Origin of the sequence: Shewanella sp. UCD-FRSSP16_17, assembly GCF_001675935.1 — a bacterium.
Taxonomy (GTDB): Bacteria; Pseudomonadota; Gammaproteobacteria; order Enterobacterales; family Shewanellaceae; genus Shewanella; species Shewanella japonica.
The window spans coordinates 353,704-371,356 of the sequence record NZ_LZFV01000046.1 but is presented as its reverse complement, the minus strand read 5'-3'; the positions used below and the strand labels follow the sequence as shown (position 1 = coordinate 371,356).

At 41.5% G+C, this 17,653-nt stretch carries 13 protein-coding genes; 9 read left to right on the top strand and 4 right to left on the bottom strand.

All coding sequences use genetic code 11. From position 1 onward, the window contains the following. Positions 1–258 precede the first annotated feature (258 nt). Together A9267_RS18745 and A9267_RS18740 are read left to right on the top strand one after the other, a co-directional pair. Positions 259–1,641 carry a sigma-54-dependent transcriptional regulator gene (locus tag A9267_RS18745; RefSeq protein ID WP_055025844.1) on the top strand — a complete coding sequence of 461 codons (1,383 nt, stop codon included), beginning with the start codon at positions 259–261 and terminating at the stop codon, positions 1,639–1,641. Between the two features lie 3 nt (positions 1,642–1,644). Continuing rightward, entirely contained in the window at positions 1,645–3,777 is a 2,133-nt protein-coding gene (locus A9267_RS18740) for a sensor histidine kinase (RefSeq protein ID WP_055025845.1), read from the top strand. 939 nt (positions 3,778–4,716) lie between these two features. On the opposite strand, the gene A9267_RS18735 is transcribed toward A9267_RS18740, so the two are convergent. The 3 genes from A9267_RS18735 to A9267_RS18725 form a co-directional block, all read right to left on the bottom strand. After that, entirely contained in the window at positions 4,717–5,172 is a 456-nt protein-coding gene (locus tag A9267_RS18735) for a GNAT family N-acetyltransferase (protein WP_065110334.1), read from the bottom strand. A gap of 257 nt (positions 5,173–5,429) precedes the next feature. Continuing rightward, the gene (locus A9267_RS18730; protein WP_055025846.1) at positions 5,430–6,107 is read right to left on the bottom strand and encodes a 7-cyano-7-deazaguanine/7-aminomethyl-7-deazaguanine transporter; all 678 of its coding nucleotides are present in this window, start codon (positions 6,105–6,107) and stop codon (positions 5,430–5,432) included. Positions 6,108–6,354: 247 nt separating this feature from the next. Then, entirely contained in the window at positions 6,355–7,713 is a 1,359-nt protein-coding gene (locus tag A9267_RS18725; RefSeq protein ID WP_372038179.1) for an isochorismate synthase, read from the bottom strand. Between the two features lie 346 nt (positions 7,714–8,059). Here A9267_RS18725 and A9267_RS18720 point away from each other — a divergent pair, with 346 nt between their 5' ends. The 3 genes from A9267_RS18720 to A9267_RS18710 all read left to right on the top strand — a co-directional run bounded on the left by A9267_RS18720 (position 8,060) and on the right by A9267_RS18710 (position 10,320). Beyond that, positions 8,060–9,238 carry an HD-GYP domain-containing protein gene (locus A9267_RS18720; RefSeq protein WP_065110289.1) on the top strand — a complete coding sequence of 393 codons (1,179 nt, stop codon included), beginning with the start codon at positions 8,060–8,062 and terminating at the stop codon, positions 9,236–9,238. A gap of 142 nt (positions 9,239–9,380) precedes the next feature. After that, positions 9,381–10,010 (top strand): paraquat-inducible protein A, encoded by a 630-nt coding sequence (locus A9267_RS18715; RefSeq protein WP_065110288.1) that lies wholly within the window; start codon positions 9,381–9,383, stop codon positions 10,008–10,010. A 118-nt stretch (positions 10,011–10,128) separates the two neighbouring features. Next, entirely contained in the window at positions 10,129–10,320 is a 192-nt protein-coding gene (locus tag A9267_RS18710) for a hypothetical protein (protein ID WP_055025849.1), read from the top strand. Positions 10,321–10,416: 96 nt separating this feature from the next. Here the strand turns inward: A9267_RS18710 and A9267_RS18705 are convergent, their stop codons facing one another. After that, on the bottom strand, positions 10,417–11,349 hold the full coding sequence (locus A9267_RS18705) for a YeiH family protein (RefSeq protein WP_055025850.1): 933 nt from the start codon (positions 11,347–11,349) through the stop codon (positions 10,417–10,419). Positions 11,350–11,540: 191 nt separating this feature from the next. Between A9267_RS18705 and A9267_RS18700 the strand changes: the two genes are divergently transcribed. The 4 genes from A9267_RS18700 (at position 11,541) to A9267_RS18685 (ending at position 17,569) form a co-directional block, all read left to right on the top strand. Then, entirely contained in the window at positions 11,541–12,986 is a 1,446-nt protein-coding gene (locus A9267_RS18700; RefSeq protein ID WP_065110287.1) for a sigma-54 interaction domain-containing protein, read from the top strand. Positions 12,987–13,171: 185 nt separating this feature from the next. Continuing rightward, positions 13,172–14,713, top strand: a complete 1,542-nt coding sequence (gene ccoG / locus A9267_RS18695; RefSeq protein ID WP_065110286.1) for a cytochrome c oxidase accessory protein CcoG — start codon at positions 13,172–13,174, stop codon at positions 14,711–14,713. A 210-nt stretch (positions 14,714–14,923) separates the two neighbouring features. Next, positions 14,924–15,766, top strand: coding sequence for a formate/nitrite transporter family protein (locus A9267_RS18690; RefSeq protein ID WP_065110285.1), 843 nt, complete (start codon positions 14,924–14,926; stop codon positions 15,764–15,766). Between the two features lie 81 nt (positions 15,767–15,847). Beyond that, the gene (locus A9267_RS18685; protein ID WP_065110284.1) at positions 15,848–17,569 is read left to right on the top strand and encodes a bifunctional protein-serine/threonine kinase/phosphatase; all 1,722 of its coding nucleotides are present in this window, start codon (positions 15,848–15,850) and stop codon (positions 17,567–17,569) included. Positions 17,570–17,653 lie beyond the last annotated feature (84 nt).

The following is a 17,653-nucleotide window of genomic DNA, read 5'->3' as shown; positions in this document are numbered from 1 at the left end:
TGTGTTGCTGATGGTTTTTAATGAACTCGGGCAACGTTGCCCGTAACAAAACTCACAGAGCAAGAGGTATGCCAAAAGTAACAAAAAAAATATGGATCACGACTAAAATAAAACTGTGATCACCCTCACATCGCAAGTTTCGGTTTTATAGACAAATTGTCTCAAAACGAGGATTCTGCAGGGCAAACTGACCCATTTATGGGTTTTTAGTGATACGATAATGATTAATATAGTCAAAATGTCCAAAGTAGAAGCCATATGAATAATAATGAATCAAACTCAAAACCACTTCCGACAGCGGTATCTGTTTTGATTGTTGACGATGAGCCAGGCATGCGCAGTTTTTTAAAAAAAGCGCTTTCCAAGAAGTTCGCATTAGTTGAAACCGCTTCTACCATTGCAGAGGCTGAAAAGCTTCGTAGTCGTGGCCATTTTGATTTATTAATTGTTGATATTCGCTTACCAGATCGTTCAGGTATTGAGTGGCATGAAGCACTCAATGAAAAAGAGCGCCGTTCAGATATTATTTTTATGACCGGTTATGCTGATATGGACGTAGCGATAAAAGCACTGCGTGCTGGCGCATCCGACTTCATCATGAAGCCGTTTCACTTAGAACAAATGATGACATCAGTTGACCGCTGTATTGAGCGCCGTTTATTAAAGCGTGAAAACTTCATGTTACGTCGTGAGTTATCAAGTGGTCACTCAACCACCATGATTGGTAATAGCGACGCCATGATGGAGGTGAAACAAGTTATTGAACGAGTTGCGCCAACCAATGCCGTGGTATTGATTGAAGGTGAATCTGGTACAGGTAAAGAGCTCGTTGCAAGGCAATTACATCAACTTAGCGGACGTACAGGCCCGTTTGTACCCGTTAACTGTGGTGCTATTGCGCCAGAATTGTTAGGTAGTGAGCTGTTTGGTCACACCGCTGGCGCCTTTACTGGAGCTAAAGGTAATCGAGAAGGATTATTTAATTTTGCCACCGGCGGAACGATTTTCTTAGATGAAATTGGTGAAATGCCAATGAAAATGCAAACCGCACTACTACGTGTGCTTGAGCAAAAAGCGATTCGCCCTGTGGGCAGCGAAAAAGAAGTGGCGATTGATGTCAGAGTTGTGGCTGCAACCAACCGAAAATTATCCGAAGAAGTGGCAGAAGGAAATTTCCGTAGCGACTTATATTACCGCCTTAATGTGCTTAATATTCTTATTCCTCCATTACGCACTCGCCCTGAAGATGTCATTGAATTAACGCATCATTTTACTTGGCAACTTGCACGTGAGTTAGGCGTAAAAGAAGTTGTATGGAGCCATGAAGATTTGTTAGTGCTGCAACAACATGAATGGCCAGGTAATATTCGAGAATTACGTAATATGATTGAGCGATGCATTTTATTGGGCAAGCCGCCTGCAGAATATTGGAAAAAATCTCAAGAGACAGAAGTAGTGACTCAAGCGGGTTATCCACTAAGCTGGCCATTAAAAGAAGTTGAAAAACAGCATGTCATGAGTGTGGTTGATGCCCATAATGGCAATAAATCTGCTGCTGCACGTGATCTAGGGGTTTCTCGTAAAACGTTAGATCGAAAATACAAAGAATGGTTCGAAATCGAATCGGATAAGGAAGACTAAATCGTGTCTGTTTTTCGTCAGTTCTTCGGTGTTAGTTGGCAGCAAATGCAAGCCAAGGTGCGTTATCGTATTTTGATTCTAACCTTGCTTCCTATTTTGCTGACGTTAATTAGCCTCGTGTTTATTACGATTTATTGGAATATTAGTTATACAGGTAAGCAGTTGTTTATGAAGGTTAAGGCGGACTTGACCGTTGCCATAAACACCTTAGAACAAGTGCAAAAGCAGCAAGAAATACAGTTGCACAATGTCAGTCAATCTTGGGATTTTCAGCAAGCATTTAAACGAATTCAGCAGGGTGACAAAGAGCCTATAGCGATAATTGACGGCTATTTAGCACAACAAAAAAAGATTCTTGATCTAGATGTATTGCGACTCATTAGAATTGAAGAAGCCAATGCTGATCCGGACTTGAGGCAGCTATTACCCAAAATCAGTAATAATCAGGCTTATTCTGGGCTAATGGTGTTATCTGCTAAAAGGTTAGATCGGCTTGACCCCAATTTAGCCGATCTTGCTAGAGTGCCTTTGTCTGCGACTTTGCGAGCACAAGAACCGCAAAAGTCAGAAGAGACTCGTGGCATGCTCAGCCGGACATTATTACCGATAGTTGATCAAGATGGGCAAGTGAGCTGGTACCTTGATGGGGCCACGTTATTTAACCGTGATACGGCTATTGTCGATCATATTCGAGATTTAGTGTACGACCAAGGTACACTGCCAGAGCGCTCGATTGGTACTGTGACGATTTTCTTAGATAATGCCCGTGTCAGTACCAATGTGCCGATGGATTTGTTTTCAACTAAGCAAGCCGCGCAATCACGTGCTTTAGGGACACTGGTATCTGATGAAGTACGACAGAAAGTCTTGGTTGAAGGCACGCCGTGGGTAGACCGAGCATTTGTACTAAACGACTGGTTTATTTCTGGTTATTCGCCGTTAGAAGATGTACGTGGTAATCGAATTGGCATGATTTACACAGGCTTCTCTGAAGCGCCTTTTATTCATACTTATATTCTCAATATTATCGAACTCGGCACGATATTAATGTTAGTGCTTTTAGTCTCTGGTTTTTTAGTATACCGAGGTGCTAACAGTTTATTAGAGCCTATTGAGCGCATCCATCATGTTGTAAAAGCAGTACAGTCCGGTCGAGATCTTCGCATTGGTGAACTTGGCTTAGACAGAGATAATGAACTGTCTAATTTGGCAGAGCAGTTTGATCATATGCTGGATTTATTGCAGAGACGTAATCTTCAAATTCAAGCCGCAGCAGAACAATTAGAAGTGAAAGTAGAAGAACGTACTCGCAGCTTACAAGACAAGACAGAAGAGCTACAACGTAACGTTGCTTTACTCAATGAGACTCGTCAACAACTTGTCACCAATGAGAAATTAACAGCTCTTGGTGAGTTAACCGCTGGTATTGCTCATGAGATTAATAACCCAACAGCGGTGATCCTTGGCAATATGGAGCTAATGAAATATGAACTTGGATCCAATGCGAATGTGGTTGAAGAAGAGATAGAGCTAGTCATTCAGCAAGTCGGACGGATCAGCACTATTATTCGAAGCTTGTTGCAATACAGTCGTCCAGGTGAATTTAATGCTCCGCTTGAAATGCATCAAGTTCAATCCATGATTGAAGAAGTATTAGTATTGGTTCGCCACTCGATTGAAAAACAAGAAGTTGAGTTGATTCAAGAGATTAATACCACTGCAGATGTTCAAGTCAATCGCCCTCAAGTTATTCAAGTCTTGATTAATCTAGTGGTCAACGCAGCCCATGCAATTGAAAGTAAAGGCCGCATTTGGATAAGAGCCAATGATTGGGTTGAGCAAGGACAAGTCGTGGGTGTAAAAGTTGAAGTGGAAGATGAAGGTGTCGGGATTGCGCCAGAAAGATTAAGTCGTATTTTTGATCCGTTTTATACCACACGCAAAGATGGTACTGGTTTAGGTTTGTCACTGAGCTACGGCATTATTAAGCGCATAGGCGGCACAATTGAAGTGAAGTCGACCTTAGGTAAAGGAACCGTATTTACCATTGGTATGTATCACAAAGCTAAAGAAGAACAAGGTGATAACCCTTATGAAGGGCTACATTTTGGAGATACTAAGCGATTAGATGACTAATTAAGGCTAAATGACGTCGACTGAATTTATCGTCAATAATAATAGCTAAAGTTGAGCGTTAACTTAGACGATAAAAAATAGACAAAAAAAAGCCGGATGATGAGTCCGGCCACAAAGAGTGTGTGAGCAATGTCGTGCTTGCATACTCAGAGGGGATTAATAGGAGATGAAGCTATTAATTTGATTACTGAGTTTTGGAACGCACATAAATAATAATCATTCTCATTATCGTTTGCAAATATTAATTGGGCTTTTTCACTTACTTTACATTCCCTTTACATCCAGTTTTTTTACAATGGCAAATTCAGCCCGTTACAGTGGCATTCACTTCCTTGATTTACACATAAGCATAAGAAGTTCGCGCCTAAAATATTGAAAGGTACTTGTGTGGGGACAATGAGTGATTTTAAGCTTTAGAGCTGTCAGTATCTGAAAAACAGGCAAAGAAAAGCCAGGTGATGAGCCTGGCTATAAAGAGTGTTGGAGCAATGTCGTGCTTGCATACTCAGAAAAATTAATAGGAGATGAAGCTATTAATTTGATAACTGAGTTTTGGAACGCGAATAAATAATAATCATTCTCATTATCGTTGGCAAGTTTTTATTATATATTGTTATCGGCTTTACATAGTGTTTACATTGGGGGCTGGTTTAATCATTGTGTGAATTGCAGGCAAGAAAAAGCCAGGTGATGAGCCTGGCTAAAAGAGTGTTGGAGCAATGTTGTGCTTGCAGACTCAGTTAGATTAATAGGAGATGAAGCTATTAATGTTGATAACTGAGTTTTGGAACGCAAGTTAATAATAATCATTATCATTTGCGTTTGCAAGGTAATTGCTCAATTTTTTTCCAAATATATGTCTACATTAGGCGCTAACCTTAATCGTTAACCGGTTAGCACTAACAATAGGGAACATAACTCTTTGTTCAAATGTTTGTTTTATAGCACTTTTTGAAGGTGAAGTTTGTTTTTGTCGATGCTAGGGTGGCTTTCAACTTGCGTAATTTGGTACTGATTAGCTACCAACATATTTAGCATGGCTTGAAACTGATTACGGGTTTTCACTTTTAGGCGAGTATAGCCTTGTGCTTTTGCCCATTTTTCTTGATATTCAAGCATAGACTTTGCTAAACCAAGTTGACGAAAATCTGCATCAACACCCCCTAGCCAGCTATAAAAGCAATCTTCTTCAGACTGATAACCTAATTTAAAGCCCGCTAATTCGCCTTCAACATAAGCAAATAGAATTAAACTAGGCTTATCACCTATGCGTTCAACAAGCGACTCGGCACTTTGAGTGCGATCGAGCTCACTAATACGAGACGTTAATAAAGCCAGTTTTTCTGACACTTCAGCTGAAAGCTCTGTATGAGCTTCGATTTGGATATTTAACATTTTATCTTCCGCAGGGCTGAGAACCTTAATACAGCAAGTTACTTCAAGGTGAGTAGACTTGTTATTAAAGAGACCTTCACGTGCTTTCAATTTATCTTTTGCGATGTATTAGCAAATGATTGAAAACTATGAAAGTCTTTCTGAATCTTGGTTAGCAGCGAATAAACACTGGATTATTATATCTCATCGTACCAGTTGGCGGGCAGGATTGAATGAAAAATGCTGCATTGATCAATTAATCGACAGCTAAGTGATGTTTACGACTTAGTTTCGTTAGTCAAAATCAAATTTTCAGCCGGTGTCTCGATAAGTTTATCACTCAGCACTTTTAACAAAACACCATAAGCAGGCAAAAATAGCCCTAAGCTAACGATTAGCTTGAAGCCATAATCGACCATCGCAATTTCAGGCCAATGTTGAGCCATAAATGCGTCGGTTGAAGCGTAAAAGGCGACGCTGAAAAAGACGATAGTATCAACGAGGTTACCAAAAAGGGTCGAGGATGCTGGTGCTATCCACCACGCTTTTGCTTTACGTAATTGAGCAAATACTGTGATGTCCATGAGTTGTCCTACGAGATAGGCCACAAAGCTTGCAAAAGCAATTCGGAACACAAATTGATTCCACTCAACTAATGATGCAGCGCCCTGAAATGCGCCTTGATGAAAGATAACTCCCATCACATAGGAAATCAGCAACGCAGGTAGCATCGCTTTAAAAATAATACTCCGCGCGGCTTTCTGGCCAAATATACGTACCGTTAGGTCGGTTGCTAGGTATACAAAAGGAAAGCTAAATGCGCCCCAAGTTGTATGGTAACCAAATATTTGAAATGGAAGCTGCACCAAGTAGTTGCTTGCGCAAATAATGATGATATGAAAACTGACTAGAAACATCAGTGCACGGCGACATTGCGCCTGAGATAGTTTTAACATCTTGTAGCCTTTTTATTGGGTTAGACGGGGTGAGGGAACCCGTATTGAATTAAGGATGGCAGTATTATTGTTAGAAAGCTGATTAGTGATATGCCATAAACTGGCTTAATCATAGCCTATCGGCTGTTGCCAAGGAGGACGCATTATAGTGATCGAAAAATAAGATGCAACTCTCAAGTTCATAAAATGGAGTTAGCCTAAATGAATTGGCAACAACAAAGGTAAATGTCAGCGATGATATGGGAGGTTAGAGCTCCACTAATATGGATAAAATAGTCGCGAGTTTATTTTCTAGTTCTTGCCACTCAGCTAAGGGATCTGAGCCAGCAACAATGCCTGCTCCTGCAAACAAATTAATGCGCCCAGGTTCAATTAAAGCACTGCGTATCGCCACGGAAAATTCACTTTCGTATTTGTTGAGATAACCGCAAGCACCAGCGTACCATCCACGGTTATACCCTTCACGTTGACGAATAAAGCTTAGTGCTGACTGTTTTGGCAGTCCGCCGACAGCTGGTGTTGGGTGTAAGCCTTGCAGCAGCTGAAAATCATTGACGCCCGCTTTTAATTCAGCACGAATAGAGCGGTGTAAATGCTGAATATGAGTCAGTTTAAAAATTTTAGCTGATTCGTCTGCGCCAATGTAGTTACTGAGTGGCGTAAGCACATCAACAATTTGCTGCCTGACTAATTGGTTCTCATAACTGTTTTTGGTGTCTTCGAGTAATTGCTTAGCCAGAAAATCATCTTCTTCCTGATTGAGCCCACGCACAGTTGTGCCAGCTAGTGCTTCAGTAAATAATTCTTTTTGCCTGCGTAAGTACAAGCGTTCAGGAGAACAAGAAATAAACGTTCTATCTGGGCTAAACTGAAACCCAAACTGAAAACTATTCGGGTTACGCCCTTGCCAACAGGCCAACACCATCCAAGGGTCGACCGCATCGTTAATCTCAAGCTGAGTTTGTCGAGATAACACGACTTTGGGTGTCGTTTGATTAAACTTGGGATGAGTGACTTGCTCTACAAGTTCTTTCCAGCGTTGATAGTTTGGCAAATCACTGCGGCCCATTAGGGGCAGTTTATTGGGTGGCGATAATGGCTTTGCTGGTTGAAGTTGTTTAATCGCATCAATCGCGGCATCGCACTCATCAACTTGCGAGTTGTTTTCAAAATCTAAGTTAATGAGTAATTTTACAATCGTACCGTGACGACGTAACTCAATACGCGGTAAGACAAAACGCGTTCTGCCAAAGTCTGGCCAGCACTCTACGGTACGATCAAATGCAACGCCACCATAATAGCGGATATCTTGATTGCTGCTTTTACCTCGTTGAGATTGGTATAAGCTTGAGAGTAACTCATCATCAATCTCTTGCTCTTGTTTGAAATCTTTACAGGCGCCAATGGCGGCAATTTCTTCCTGCTTTTCTCGCCCGTGCCAATAAATACGTGGATATTGGGTTTGTGCGCCCAACCATGACAGTAACGGGATCGACTTCGCTTCGACAGATATTTGCACAATAGGTTCTTTGGCAACGGCCAACTTCATAGCGTTTAGCTTTTCGATTAACTGACTAAATTGCTCAGAAAAAATTTGGCTAGGCAACAAAGACTCCAAAGGTTGATATCTCAAACAGGTGAAATGATAAAGAGAGGTATTCGTTTTAGTAAATTATGCCTTAAGTTAATGAAGGGTTCAAAAACTGTCAATGCCAAGCCGCTCATGCTGTGATCTGAAATGCTAATATAATCATAGTATCGGCGGTTTTTAAAAAGAGCAGCCTGCTAAGCGACTGTATTTGAAGGGGGTTACAAAATATAACATTTAATTTGGAGTATTTAGTCGAGACAAGATAAAATGTCATTAACATTGTTACATTGTCACTAAATTCCATCATAAGTATTATCATTCTTGTCGGTGTTTTGGTTGTCGTTTGGAGAGTTAATCGTTAATGTCCTCCGTTGAAGAATCTAAAGACGTTATCCGTATTCCCGTTAGCCGTTTAGGGCTCGGGATGTTTGTCGTTGCTATTGATCGCAAAGAGAGCAAAGTGGCTATCAGTAATGCCGGCCAGATAAAACATAAAGATTCGATTGCGAAATTAGTAAAAGCCGGCATTAAAAGTGTGTGGGTAGACGTTGAGCGCTCATCGGATAGCTGTGGCTTGAAGAAAAAGGCTCCTCCGTTAAAGGCGCGTAAACCGGTTATCACCAGAGCTACCAAACAAGCACAAGCTAAAAATATCCTGACCGAAGCAAAGACCCTTGTTCGCAAAGTGCTTTCAGAAACCTATGAAGGCAAAGCGGTTGAAGTTGCCCCCTTTGAAGACATTGCCGATAACATGATTGAATCGGTGATGGATGATGCCGATGCTCTTAAATGTGTGTCAGCGCTTAGAACTAAAGATGCTTACTTACTGGAGCATTCCGTGAATGTCGCATTTTTACTGGTGACTTTCGGTAAACACTTGAACTTAGATAAGTCATTGTTGAAAGAAATGGCTATCGGCGGCATTTTGCATGATATAGGCAAAATTCAAGTTGATAATAAAATCTTGCATAAACCTGGGAAATTGACCGAAGCAGAGTTCGAAGAAATCAAAAAGCATCAAACCTATGCAATTGATATCATGAATGAAACCGTTGGCCTTTCGCAGGTGAGCAAAGATGTGTGCTTGATGCATCATGAAAAGCTAGATGGCAAGGGTTACCCTAAGGGCCTTAAAGGTGATGAAATTCCTCAACATGGCCGCATGAGTTGTATTGTGGATATTTTTGATGCGTTAACGGCTACTCGTTGTTACAAAGAGGCGATGAGCCCAGCGGCAGCGTTTAAAATTTTAATGAGTTTGACGCCTTTTCATCTGGACCAAACATTAGTTTACGAGTTCATTCGTTGCGTAGGGATTTACCCTGTAGGTTCTTTAGTTCAGTTATCTGATGAGCGGGTTGGCATTGTCTGGGAGTCAAAAGGTCGGGATGCGTTAAACCCTGTCGTTAAGTGTTTTTATTCATTAAAACATCGACGCTATACCGAAGTGACCTTTGTGGATTTGAAAAAGTCAGATTTACATATTGAACGAGGTATTTCACCACGTTCACTTGATGTTGATCCAAGTCCTTTCTACTAATTACCTTTCCTAAACAGGATACGACTTTGTAAAGTGCGGTGTCGCCACTGGACTTAATGTTGCGATCCGTTATTTTATGGCGTTTAACGTACTATTTTCCCCTCATTTAATGTGATTGGCTTTGATTTTACATGGAGTACCTATGAAACCCTTATTTAGCTCATTGGTCATTATATTGTCATTGGTGTTACTGCTCCCTGGAGTCACTCAACCCATTTTGACGATACAAGGCAGTATTGAAAAAGCTGAATTGGTAGAAACTGGCGTGACGATGTTTACCGAGAGTTTATCTGAAGGAGCACGTGGTAATGCCCGCAGCATGCTCGACATGGCGGTGAGTATGTTTGGTTTTGATAACCTCGAAGGCGAAGTGGAAGTGTTTTACAAAACCCGCAGTATTGTTGATACCGTAAAAGAACTTTACCTATCTAATAACGTGCTGGTGGCTGGGCTGGTTGGCTTATTTAGTGTGGTCATTCCCGCCACTAAATTATTACTGCTGTTGACGATGTGTATTCCTGCTACGGCAAGGTATCAGTCAGCGGTGAACCGGTTTATCGGTGCAATCGGTAAATGGTCGATGGCTGATGTGTTTGTTGTGGCATTAATTATTGTCTACATGGCTGGAAATGCCTCCGCTGGAATGGGAGAGATGTTAAAAACCACAGCTTCATTCGAAATTGGTTTTTATTATTTTACAGCTTATTGCGTGTTTTCTATTGTAAGTCATAGGCTTGTGTCAGCTTGGATAGCCACAGACAAAAAGACTTAATGCGTTATCTAGCCTGGTAACAGTGGGCAAAAGTGATTATGTGAATAACATAGTCATATTTGATATTGGCAGCGAAATACTGGGATTTAGATAATGGTCTACTTAATTGGAGACTATGATGATGTCCTTGATACAAAGTAAGACATTTAAAGCTGTTGCGATAATATGCCTTTGCATTATTGCGGTAGTGGCATCTGTGCAAACCTCTGGGCTTACTCGTGCGGTAATTGAACTATTAGCTTTTGGTGGGTTAATCGCCCTGGCTTTGGCAAAACCTTATATACAGCAAGAGATAAACGAAGAAGAGTGATTAATATTTGTTGTCAGCAATAGTCGGCTTAGTGCTGAAGAGACCAATTTAACTAGCCTAACTTAATTTACTTTTCAATGAACAACTAAAAAGCGATTAACTCTGCCAGAGAATCACTCCCAACGATATTCCACCAATTGCAATCCACAATAGCACGCCCAATAGCAGTGGCTTAGGCCCATTCGCTCGCATTTTACTGACGGTGATACCTGCACCAATTAAAAATAAGCACACGATAAGTAATTGCTTCGAAACGCTAAAGAGCACCTGATAAACAGCTTGCCCCTGAGGAAATAAATAGGCCGTAATTATGGCGAGACAATAAAAGCCAATAAAATATGGAATAGATATTTTTGACTTGTCGCCACCGAAGATAATCGCACTGAGCAGTGCAATAGGAATAATCCACAGTGCACGAGCCAGTTTAATTGTGGTGGCCGTTTTTAACGCTTCGTCACCGTAAGCTGACGCTGCGCCCACAACGGACGAGGTATCGTGAATCGCAATCGCACTCCACACACCAAAGTCATATTGGCTTAATGATAATGCATGACCAATTGTCGGAAATAAGAATAACGCGGCTGAGTTTAATAAGAAAATGCAGGCAAGCGATACCGCAATTTGATCGTTCTTAGCATTAATTGCTGGTGCAACGGCGGCAATAGCGCTACCGCCACAAATTGCGGTGCCGCAACTGATTAAATGACCCGTTTTATCATCAAGTTTCAATAGTATCGTTAATCCAAAACCTAATACTAGGGTTAAAAATATCGAACCGACAATTAGCCCTAAATTGTTGCTACTTGCTGCAATTGCTTCAGGTAAGTTGATTCCGAAACCTAAACCAACAATTGAGTATGCCAATAGTTTTTTAGTGAGCTTATTTAAGTCGATATGAGTCGGTACCATACCTAAACTCGCCAATGTAAAGCCCATCAGCAAGGCGATAGGAGAAGAAATTATGGGTGTTAAACAAATCAAACCCATGGCGATAAATAGCCATAGTTTAAATGTGGAAGAGATTTGCATGCTGATGGTGATCGCCTAAATACAGATGCCTTATTGTAGCAAGATGCAGGCTGATGAACGATATTTGATAGTGAAAATTGGTCAACAACTGTATCTATCGAGCTATCTTTTGAATTAGAGCCCATTTATGTAACGAAATATCGTGATCTAATGTAATATGCTAGATATCACGAAAGTTGAGGCCATCAGCGATGAATTCAAAAGCCAGTGTCACCACCAGTCACTTTTTACCTGAAAATACCCTTCTCCTGAATGCCATCACGGAAGGGGTATACGGCTTTGACCTTAACGGTAATGCGGTATTTATCAACCCAGCTGCAGAACAGATGACTGGCTGGAAAAGTGCAGAGTTGATTGGCAAAAATATTCATGATTGTCATCATCATAGCCATGCCGATGGTMGCCCATATCCACAACATGACTGTCCAATCTATYGAACATTGCATGATGGTATTGCGCGGCAGGTTTCAGAGGATGTGTTTTGGCGCAAAGATGGCAGTTGTTTTCCAGTGTATTACAGCTCAACTCCCGTTTATGACCAAGATAAATTGATTGGTGTGGTAGCGATATTTCGTGATGTCAGTGTACAAAAACACACTGAAACATCGCTGAGAGAAGCGCTTGCGCAAGTACAGGCATTATCAGAGAAGCTCGCCTCAGAAAATCAATATTTACTAACCGAGTTGCAGGGCAAGCAAGGTGCAATGGGCTTATCAGGGCATAGTGACGCTATTAACCATTTAACTCAGCAAATTAATTTGGTTGCTAATACTGATAGTACGGTGCTTATTTGTGGTGAAAATGGCACAGGTAAAGAACTTGTCGCAAGAAGCTTACATCAATTAAGTCGCCGTAATGAGCAACCCATGGTGAGTGTCAATTGCGCTGCATTTTCAGCATCGATACTGGAAAGTGAATTATTCGGTCATGAAAAGGGAGCCTTTACGGGAGCGACAAGTCGCCGGAAAGGCCGCTTTGAGTTGGCGCATAATGGCACCTTATTTCTTGATGAAATTGCAGAGTTAAGTTTAGAAGCACAATCCAAGTTACTGAGAGTGATTCAAGAGCAGTCTTTTGAGCGGGTTGGCAGTAGCGAAACCATTAAAGTGAACATTAGACTCATTGCTGCCACCCATCATGACTTGCAGGCAAGGGTTGAGCAGGGCTTGTTTAGAATGGATTTGTATTATCGTCTAAATGTGTTTCCAATTGTGGTGCCGCCACTTCGTGAACGCCCTGAGGATATCCCGTCCTTAGTTAGTGACTTAGTCACATCGTTAAGTCAAAAGCTCGGAAAAAAAGTGACTCGAGTCAGTGCTAAAGGGTTAAAAAAGCTGCAGCAATATACTTGGCCTGGCAATGTGCGTGAATTACAAAATCTCATCGAAAGAGAGATTATTTTATCGCAAAATCAAGTACTAGAATTTAATAGCCTATTGCTTAGCGGTTCGCAACATGCCGATGAAACCAAGCTTAAACAACCGCTAACGATGGCTGAAGCAGAAGCAGAACATATACAGCAGACCCTAGAACATACTCAGTGGCGTATTTCAGGGCCACAAGGTGCTGCAGCAGTGTTGAATATGCCGCCAAGTACGCTGCGCTCAAGAATGAAAAAGCTTGGCATACAGCGTTAAGTTACTGTCGATACGATAAAGTCACGATATTTCACGGAAACGTGATATATCGTGACTTTTTTGTTTGATGAAAATTGATAAGTGTCTATTAATCAGTGTTTTAGGTTTTATTTTGGGTTGGCTCAGGTTTTGCTCTATTAGCTTTGCGAATGAAAGCAAGTTACTAGAGCAGTAGGATCTTAGATATGTCAGAGCCAATAGCGAGTCAGCAAACACCCTCACTATCACAAGTACCATCACAAGTACCATCACAAGCCACGTCTGCGGTGCAGCAGCAACGTATTCCTGTTATCAATATTAGCGATTCGGGGAAGATTCATGTGCGAGAGCAGCAAGGAATATTTCAGCGTCTTAGGTTGCACACTAATACGGTGTTGATTACGTTATTTTTCCTTATTCCATTTATCAATTTCCAGGGCCGTCAGGCCATTCTATTCGATGTAACAGAGCAGCAATTTTTCTTTTTTAATGTCACCTTATGGCCGCAAGACTTTACCGTGCTTGCTTGGTTTTTTATGGCCTCAGCATTTGCATTGTTTTTTATTACTGTTTATTTCGGCAGAGTCTGGTGTGGTTTTATGTGCCCTCAAACCGCTTGGACAGCTGCGTTTATGTGGGTAGAGGCAAAAGTTGAAGGTAACCATCATCACCGTGCCGCCCTTGATAAAGCGCCAATGTCAGTGAATAAAGTGACTAAAAGAGTCACGAAGCACAGTGTTTGGGCGTTAATGGCATTGGTGACTGGCTGTGGTTTTATGGCTTACTTTATGCCTGCAAGGGCGCTTTATGTGGATATTTTTAGTTTTAGTAGCGGCTTTTGGACAGGAGTTTGGGTTTGGTTTTTTGCACTATGTACTTACCTTAATGCTGGATGGATGCGAGAAATGATGTGTTTGCATTGTTGCCCTTATTCGCGTTTCCAAGCAGTGATGTTCGATGCGAATACTAAAACCGTTAGCTATGATGCTGCTCGTGGTGAAAACCGTGGTCCGAGAAAACGTAATAAAAAAAGCACCAAGACTCAGGCAACGACAGAGTCTGGCAATGGCTTAGGCGACTGTGTTGATTGTCATCTTTGTGTAGATGTGTGTCCAACAGGGATTGATATTCGAAATGGTCTGCAATATGAATGTATTAACTGCGGTGCCTGTGTCGATGCCTGCAATCAAACGATGAGTAAATTTGGCTATTTGCCCAATTTGATCAGCTTTACCAGTGAAAACGCCCTAAAAACGGGCCGCACTCCGTCAATGTGGTCATTAAAAGCCTTAGGTTATGCGGGTGCATTAGTGGTGATGCTAGTCATGATTGTTTTAGATTTACAAAGCCGATCGGATATTCAACTTAACGTTATTCGAGATCGCCAAAGCTTATATCGTGTTGTCAGCACTGAGCCAACAAACCCCGTCATCGAAAATAGCTATTTACTGAAAATACGTAATAAAACCCAGCAAGCCGCTTTTTATCAGATCAGTGTTAGCTCCGATAAGTTATCTGCTCATGATTTCAAAATAACCAATAATACCTTGGTATTGATTAAAGCGGCTGAGCAACTTGAATACCCTATTACAGTCACCAGCTCGATAAAGCATCCAGATAAACAGGGGTTATCTCAAACACGTGAAGCGCTGACATTTTTTATCACCGAAGTGAACTCGGGTGGTGAAATTGTTCAAGGAAAACCGCTTAATCAAGTAGCTCAAGCTTCACGCTTTTTTAGGCCTTAGTCATACAACCTTAAGGATAAATACAACTTGATTGAGCTCTTTGATGACGTTCCAATATAGGGCGGAGTGAATAAAAAATGAACTATTATAGTGCTTTAGCTAATTAGCTTATGGTACACCTTTATGTTAACAAGTTGTTTAATTTGACTTTTTTATAGTGGCATAGAACTCGCAAAACATGATCAGAATTAAATCTAGGAGTGTGAAGCTATGTCGTATATTGAACCAAAAGAGTTCGCAGCCAAAATGGTCGATGCTGGTGAACAAAAAATTTTCATGTCAACGAAAGATACATTTGTTCGTGCTTTTATGGCGGGGGCTATTTTAGGTCTAGCGGCATTTTTTGCCATTACAGTGATAGTTAAAACTGGCAGCTTATTAACGGGGTCACTTTTGTTCCCTGTAGGTTTTATCATGCTGTATTTAATGAAGTTTGATTTGTTAACCGGGGTATTTACCTTAGTGCCATTGGCGGTTTTGGATAAACGAAATGGCTGTACCGTCGACCAAATGCTGCGGAATTGGGGCCTAGTGTTTGTGGGTAACTTCGCTGGTGCCCTCACGGTTGCTTTCTTTGCATCGTTTATTTTAACTTATGGTTATAACACTGATGGTGGCGTACTCGCTGCGAAAGTGAGTAGCATCGGTGAGTCACGTACTCTGGGTTATCAAGAACATGGCTTTGCAGGTTGGATGACCATTTTTATTCGCGGCATGTTGTGTAACTGGATGGTATCGATGGGAGTCGTTGGTGCAATGATTTCTACTTCTGCAAGCGGCAAAATGATGGCAATGTGGATGCCCGTTATGCTGTTCTTCTTCATGGGTTTTGAGCATTCAATTGTCAATATGTTCTTGTTCCCATTCTCAATGATCATGGGCGGTGAATTTACGGTTATGGATTACCTCGTTTGGAATGAAATCCCTACCGCATTGGGTAATTTAGTGGGTGGATTTGCGCTTGTTGGGTTACCGCTGTATTTAACTCACGTGAAAGAAAGTCCAGTGCGTAAGCGCAAACAAGCAGAAGCTCGTCGTGAAAAGCTTGCTTAATATTGGACACTTAAGTGAGTCCTTACCGTCACAAGATTACCTTAATGGCACTGTAATTGTTGTGGCGGCAAGGAAGCTTTAATGCAAAATTCGCTAAAACTCACCATTGCACAACAAAGCGTTTGTGGACTAAAACAGATCAATCAAGATTGCTGTGGCAGTATGCAACCAGATAATGCCCTGATACATAGTAAAGGCGCAGTGGTTGCGATTGCTGATGGTATTAGCTCTAGTGACGTCAGTGGTGTTGCTAGTGAAAGTGCGATAAGTAATTTTATCAGTGATTACTATGCAACTTCTGAAGCCTGGTCAGTTAAAAAGTCTGCGCTTAAAGTGCTGCAGGCACTTAATCATTGGCTATATGCCCAAAGCCAAAATGGCCCGCATCGTCATGACTTGAATAAAGGTTATGTCTGCACTTTTAGTGGGATAGTGTTTAAATCAAATACAGCACATATTTTTCATTGTGGTGATTCTCGTATCTACCAATTGAGCGGGAATAGTTTAGAACAATTAACGGAAGATCATCGACGTTTTGTCGACGATGAAGTCAGTTACCTTAATCAAGCTTTAGGTATTAACCCGTTACTCAATAGTGATTATCACTCCTGCTCGATTAATTTGGGCGATATTTTTGTATTGACCACCGATGGTGTGCACGAGTTTTTACCCACGAGAACCATTGCCAATGCCATTAATGATGCACTAGAGCAAAACAGAGATTTAACCAATGTGGCGCAAGAGCTGGTTCAGCAAGCGCTTGATGCTGGTAGCGATGATAATTTGAGTATTCAAATTGTGCGGGTAGATTCTCTACCTGATCCAGATGTCAATGAGTTCAAACAGTTATTGAATCGACTCCCTTTGCCGCCACCATTACATAGCGGCCAAGAATTCGAAGATGTGGTGATTCAACGTGAACTATATGTGAGTAGTCGCAGCCGAGTTTACCTTGCTCAAGATAAAACCTCTGGTCAGCGTGTAGCAATTAAGGTTCCTTCTGATGAAATGCGCCAAAATGAAGACCACTTAGAAACCTTGTTAATGGAAGAATGGGTAGCGCAAAGGGTATCTAACACGCATTTATTAAAACCCGTTAAGTCGCGTGTTCCTAAGGGTTACCTTTACACGGCAACAGAGTATGTTGAAGGCTGCACGCTAGCCCAATGGATCCACGATCATGAACAGCCCGATTTAGATTCAGTGAGAACGATAGTGGTTCAAATCGCTCGGGGGTTACAAGCTATGCACAGACAAGAGATGGTGCACCAAGATTTACGCCCTGAAAACATCATGATCACTACAGAAAGTGTGGTCAAAATTATCGACTTCGGTGCGACAGCTGTTGCAGGAATCATTGAAACTCAAAGGATTGATGACCACATTTTGGGAACGGCCCAATACAGTGCTCCTGAATATTTTGTGGGCGAGCTTGGCGATGGTCGCAGTGATATTTTTTCTTTGGCGGTAATAACTTATCAAATGCTGACAGGTCAGCTGCCCTACGGGGTGGATGTTGCCAAGGCAACGACGTTAAAAGCGCAGCAAAGCTTACGCTATGTTCCTGCCCGAAGTAGAAATGCCGCAGTGCCTCAGTGGGTAGATTATGCCCTTGAAAAAGCCCTTGAAGTGTCCCCGTCGAAACGCACTGCTGAAGTATCGGAGTTTATTTATAACCTTAAACATCCTCACCCTAAATCAATACGTGAGCACACGCCTTATATTGATAAAGACCCCATTTTATTTTGGCAGCGTTTATCTTTCTTATTAGCTCTAGGGTTAGTGATAGCCTTATTTTATTAAGCACGACCTTAATGCTTGTCTGTATTAACGCAGCAGCAAGAGTACTGCGTTAATACAAACCCGATATTGAGCTTTTATCAAGCT

Coding starts and splice junctions, on each gene's coding strand:
- A9267_RS18745 (WP_055025844.1), top strand. CDS start 259: ATGAATAATAATGAATCAAACTCAAAACCACTTCCGACAGCGGTATCT.
- A9267_RS18735 (WP_065110334.1), bottom strand. CDS start 5,172: ATGTTAAATATCCAAATCGAAGCTCATACAGAGCTTTCAGCTGAAGTG.
- A9267_RS18730 (WP_055025846.1), bottom strand. CDS start 6,107: ATGTTAAAACTATCTCAGGCGCAATGTCGCCGTGCACTGATGTTTCTA.
- A9267_RS18720 (WP_065110289.1), top strand. CDS start 8,060: ATGTCCTCCGTTGAAGAATCTAAAGACGTTATCCGTATTCCCGTTAGC.
- A9267_RS18715 (WP_065110288.1), top strand. CDS start 9,381: ATGAAACCCTTATTTAGCTCATTGGTCATTATATTGTCATTGGTGTTA.
- A9267_RS18710 (WP_055025849.1), top strand. CDS start 10,129: ATGATGTCCTTGATACAAAGTAAGACATTTAAAGCTGTTGCGATAATA.
- A9267_RS18705 (WP_055025850.1), bottom strand. CDS start 11,349: ATGCAAATCTCTTCCACATTTAAACTATGGCTATTTATCGCCATGGGT.
- ccoG (WP_065110286.1), top strand. CDS start 13,172: ATGTCAGAGCCAATAGCGAGTCAGCAAACACCCTCACTATCACAAGTA.
- A9267_RS18690 (WP_065110285.1), top strand. CDS start 14,924: ATGTCGTATATTGAACCAAAAGAGTTCGCAGCCAAAATGGTCGATGCT.
- A9267_RS18685 (WP_065110284.1), top strand. CDS start 15,848: ATGCAAAATTCGCTAAAACTCACCATTGCACAACAAAGCGTTTGTGGA.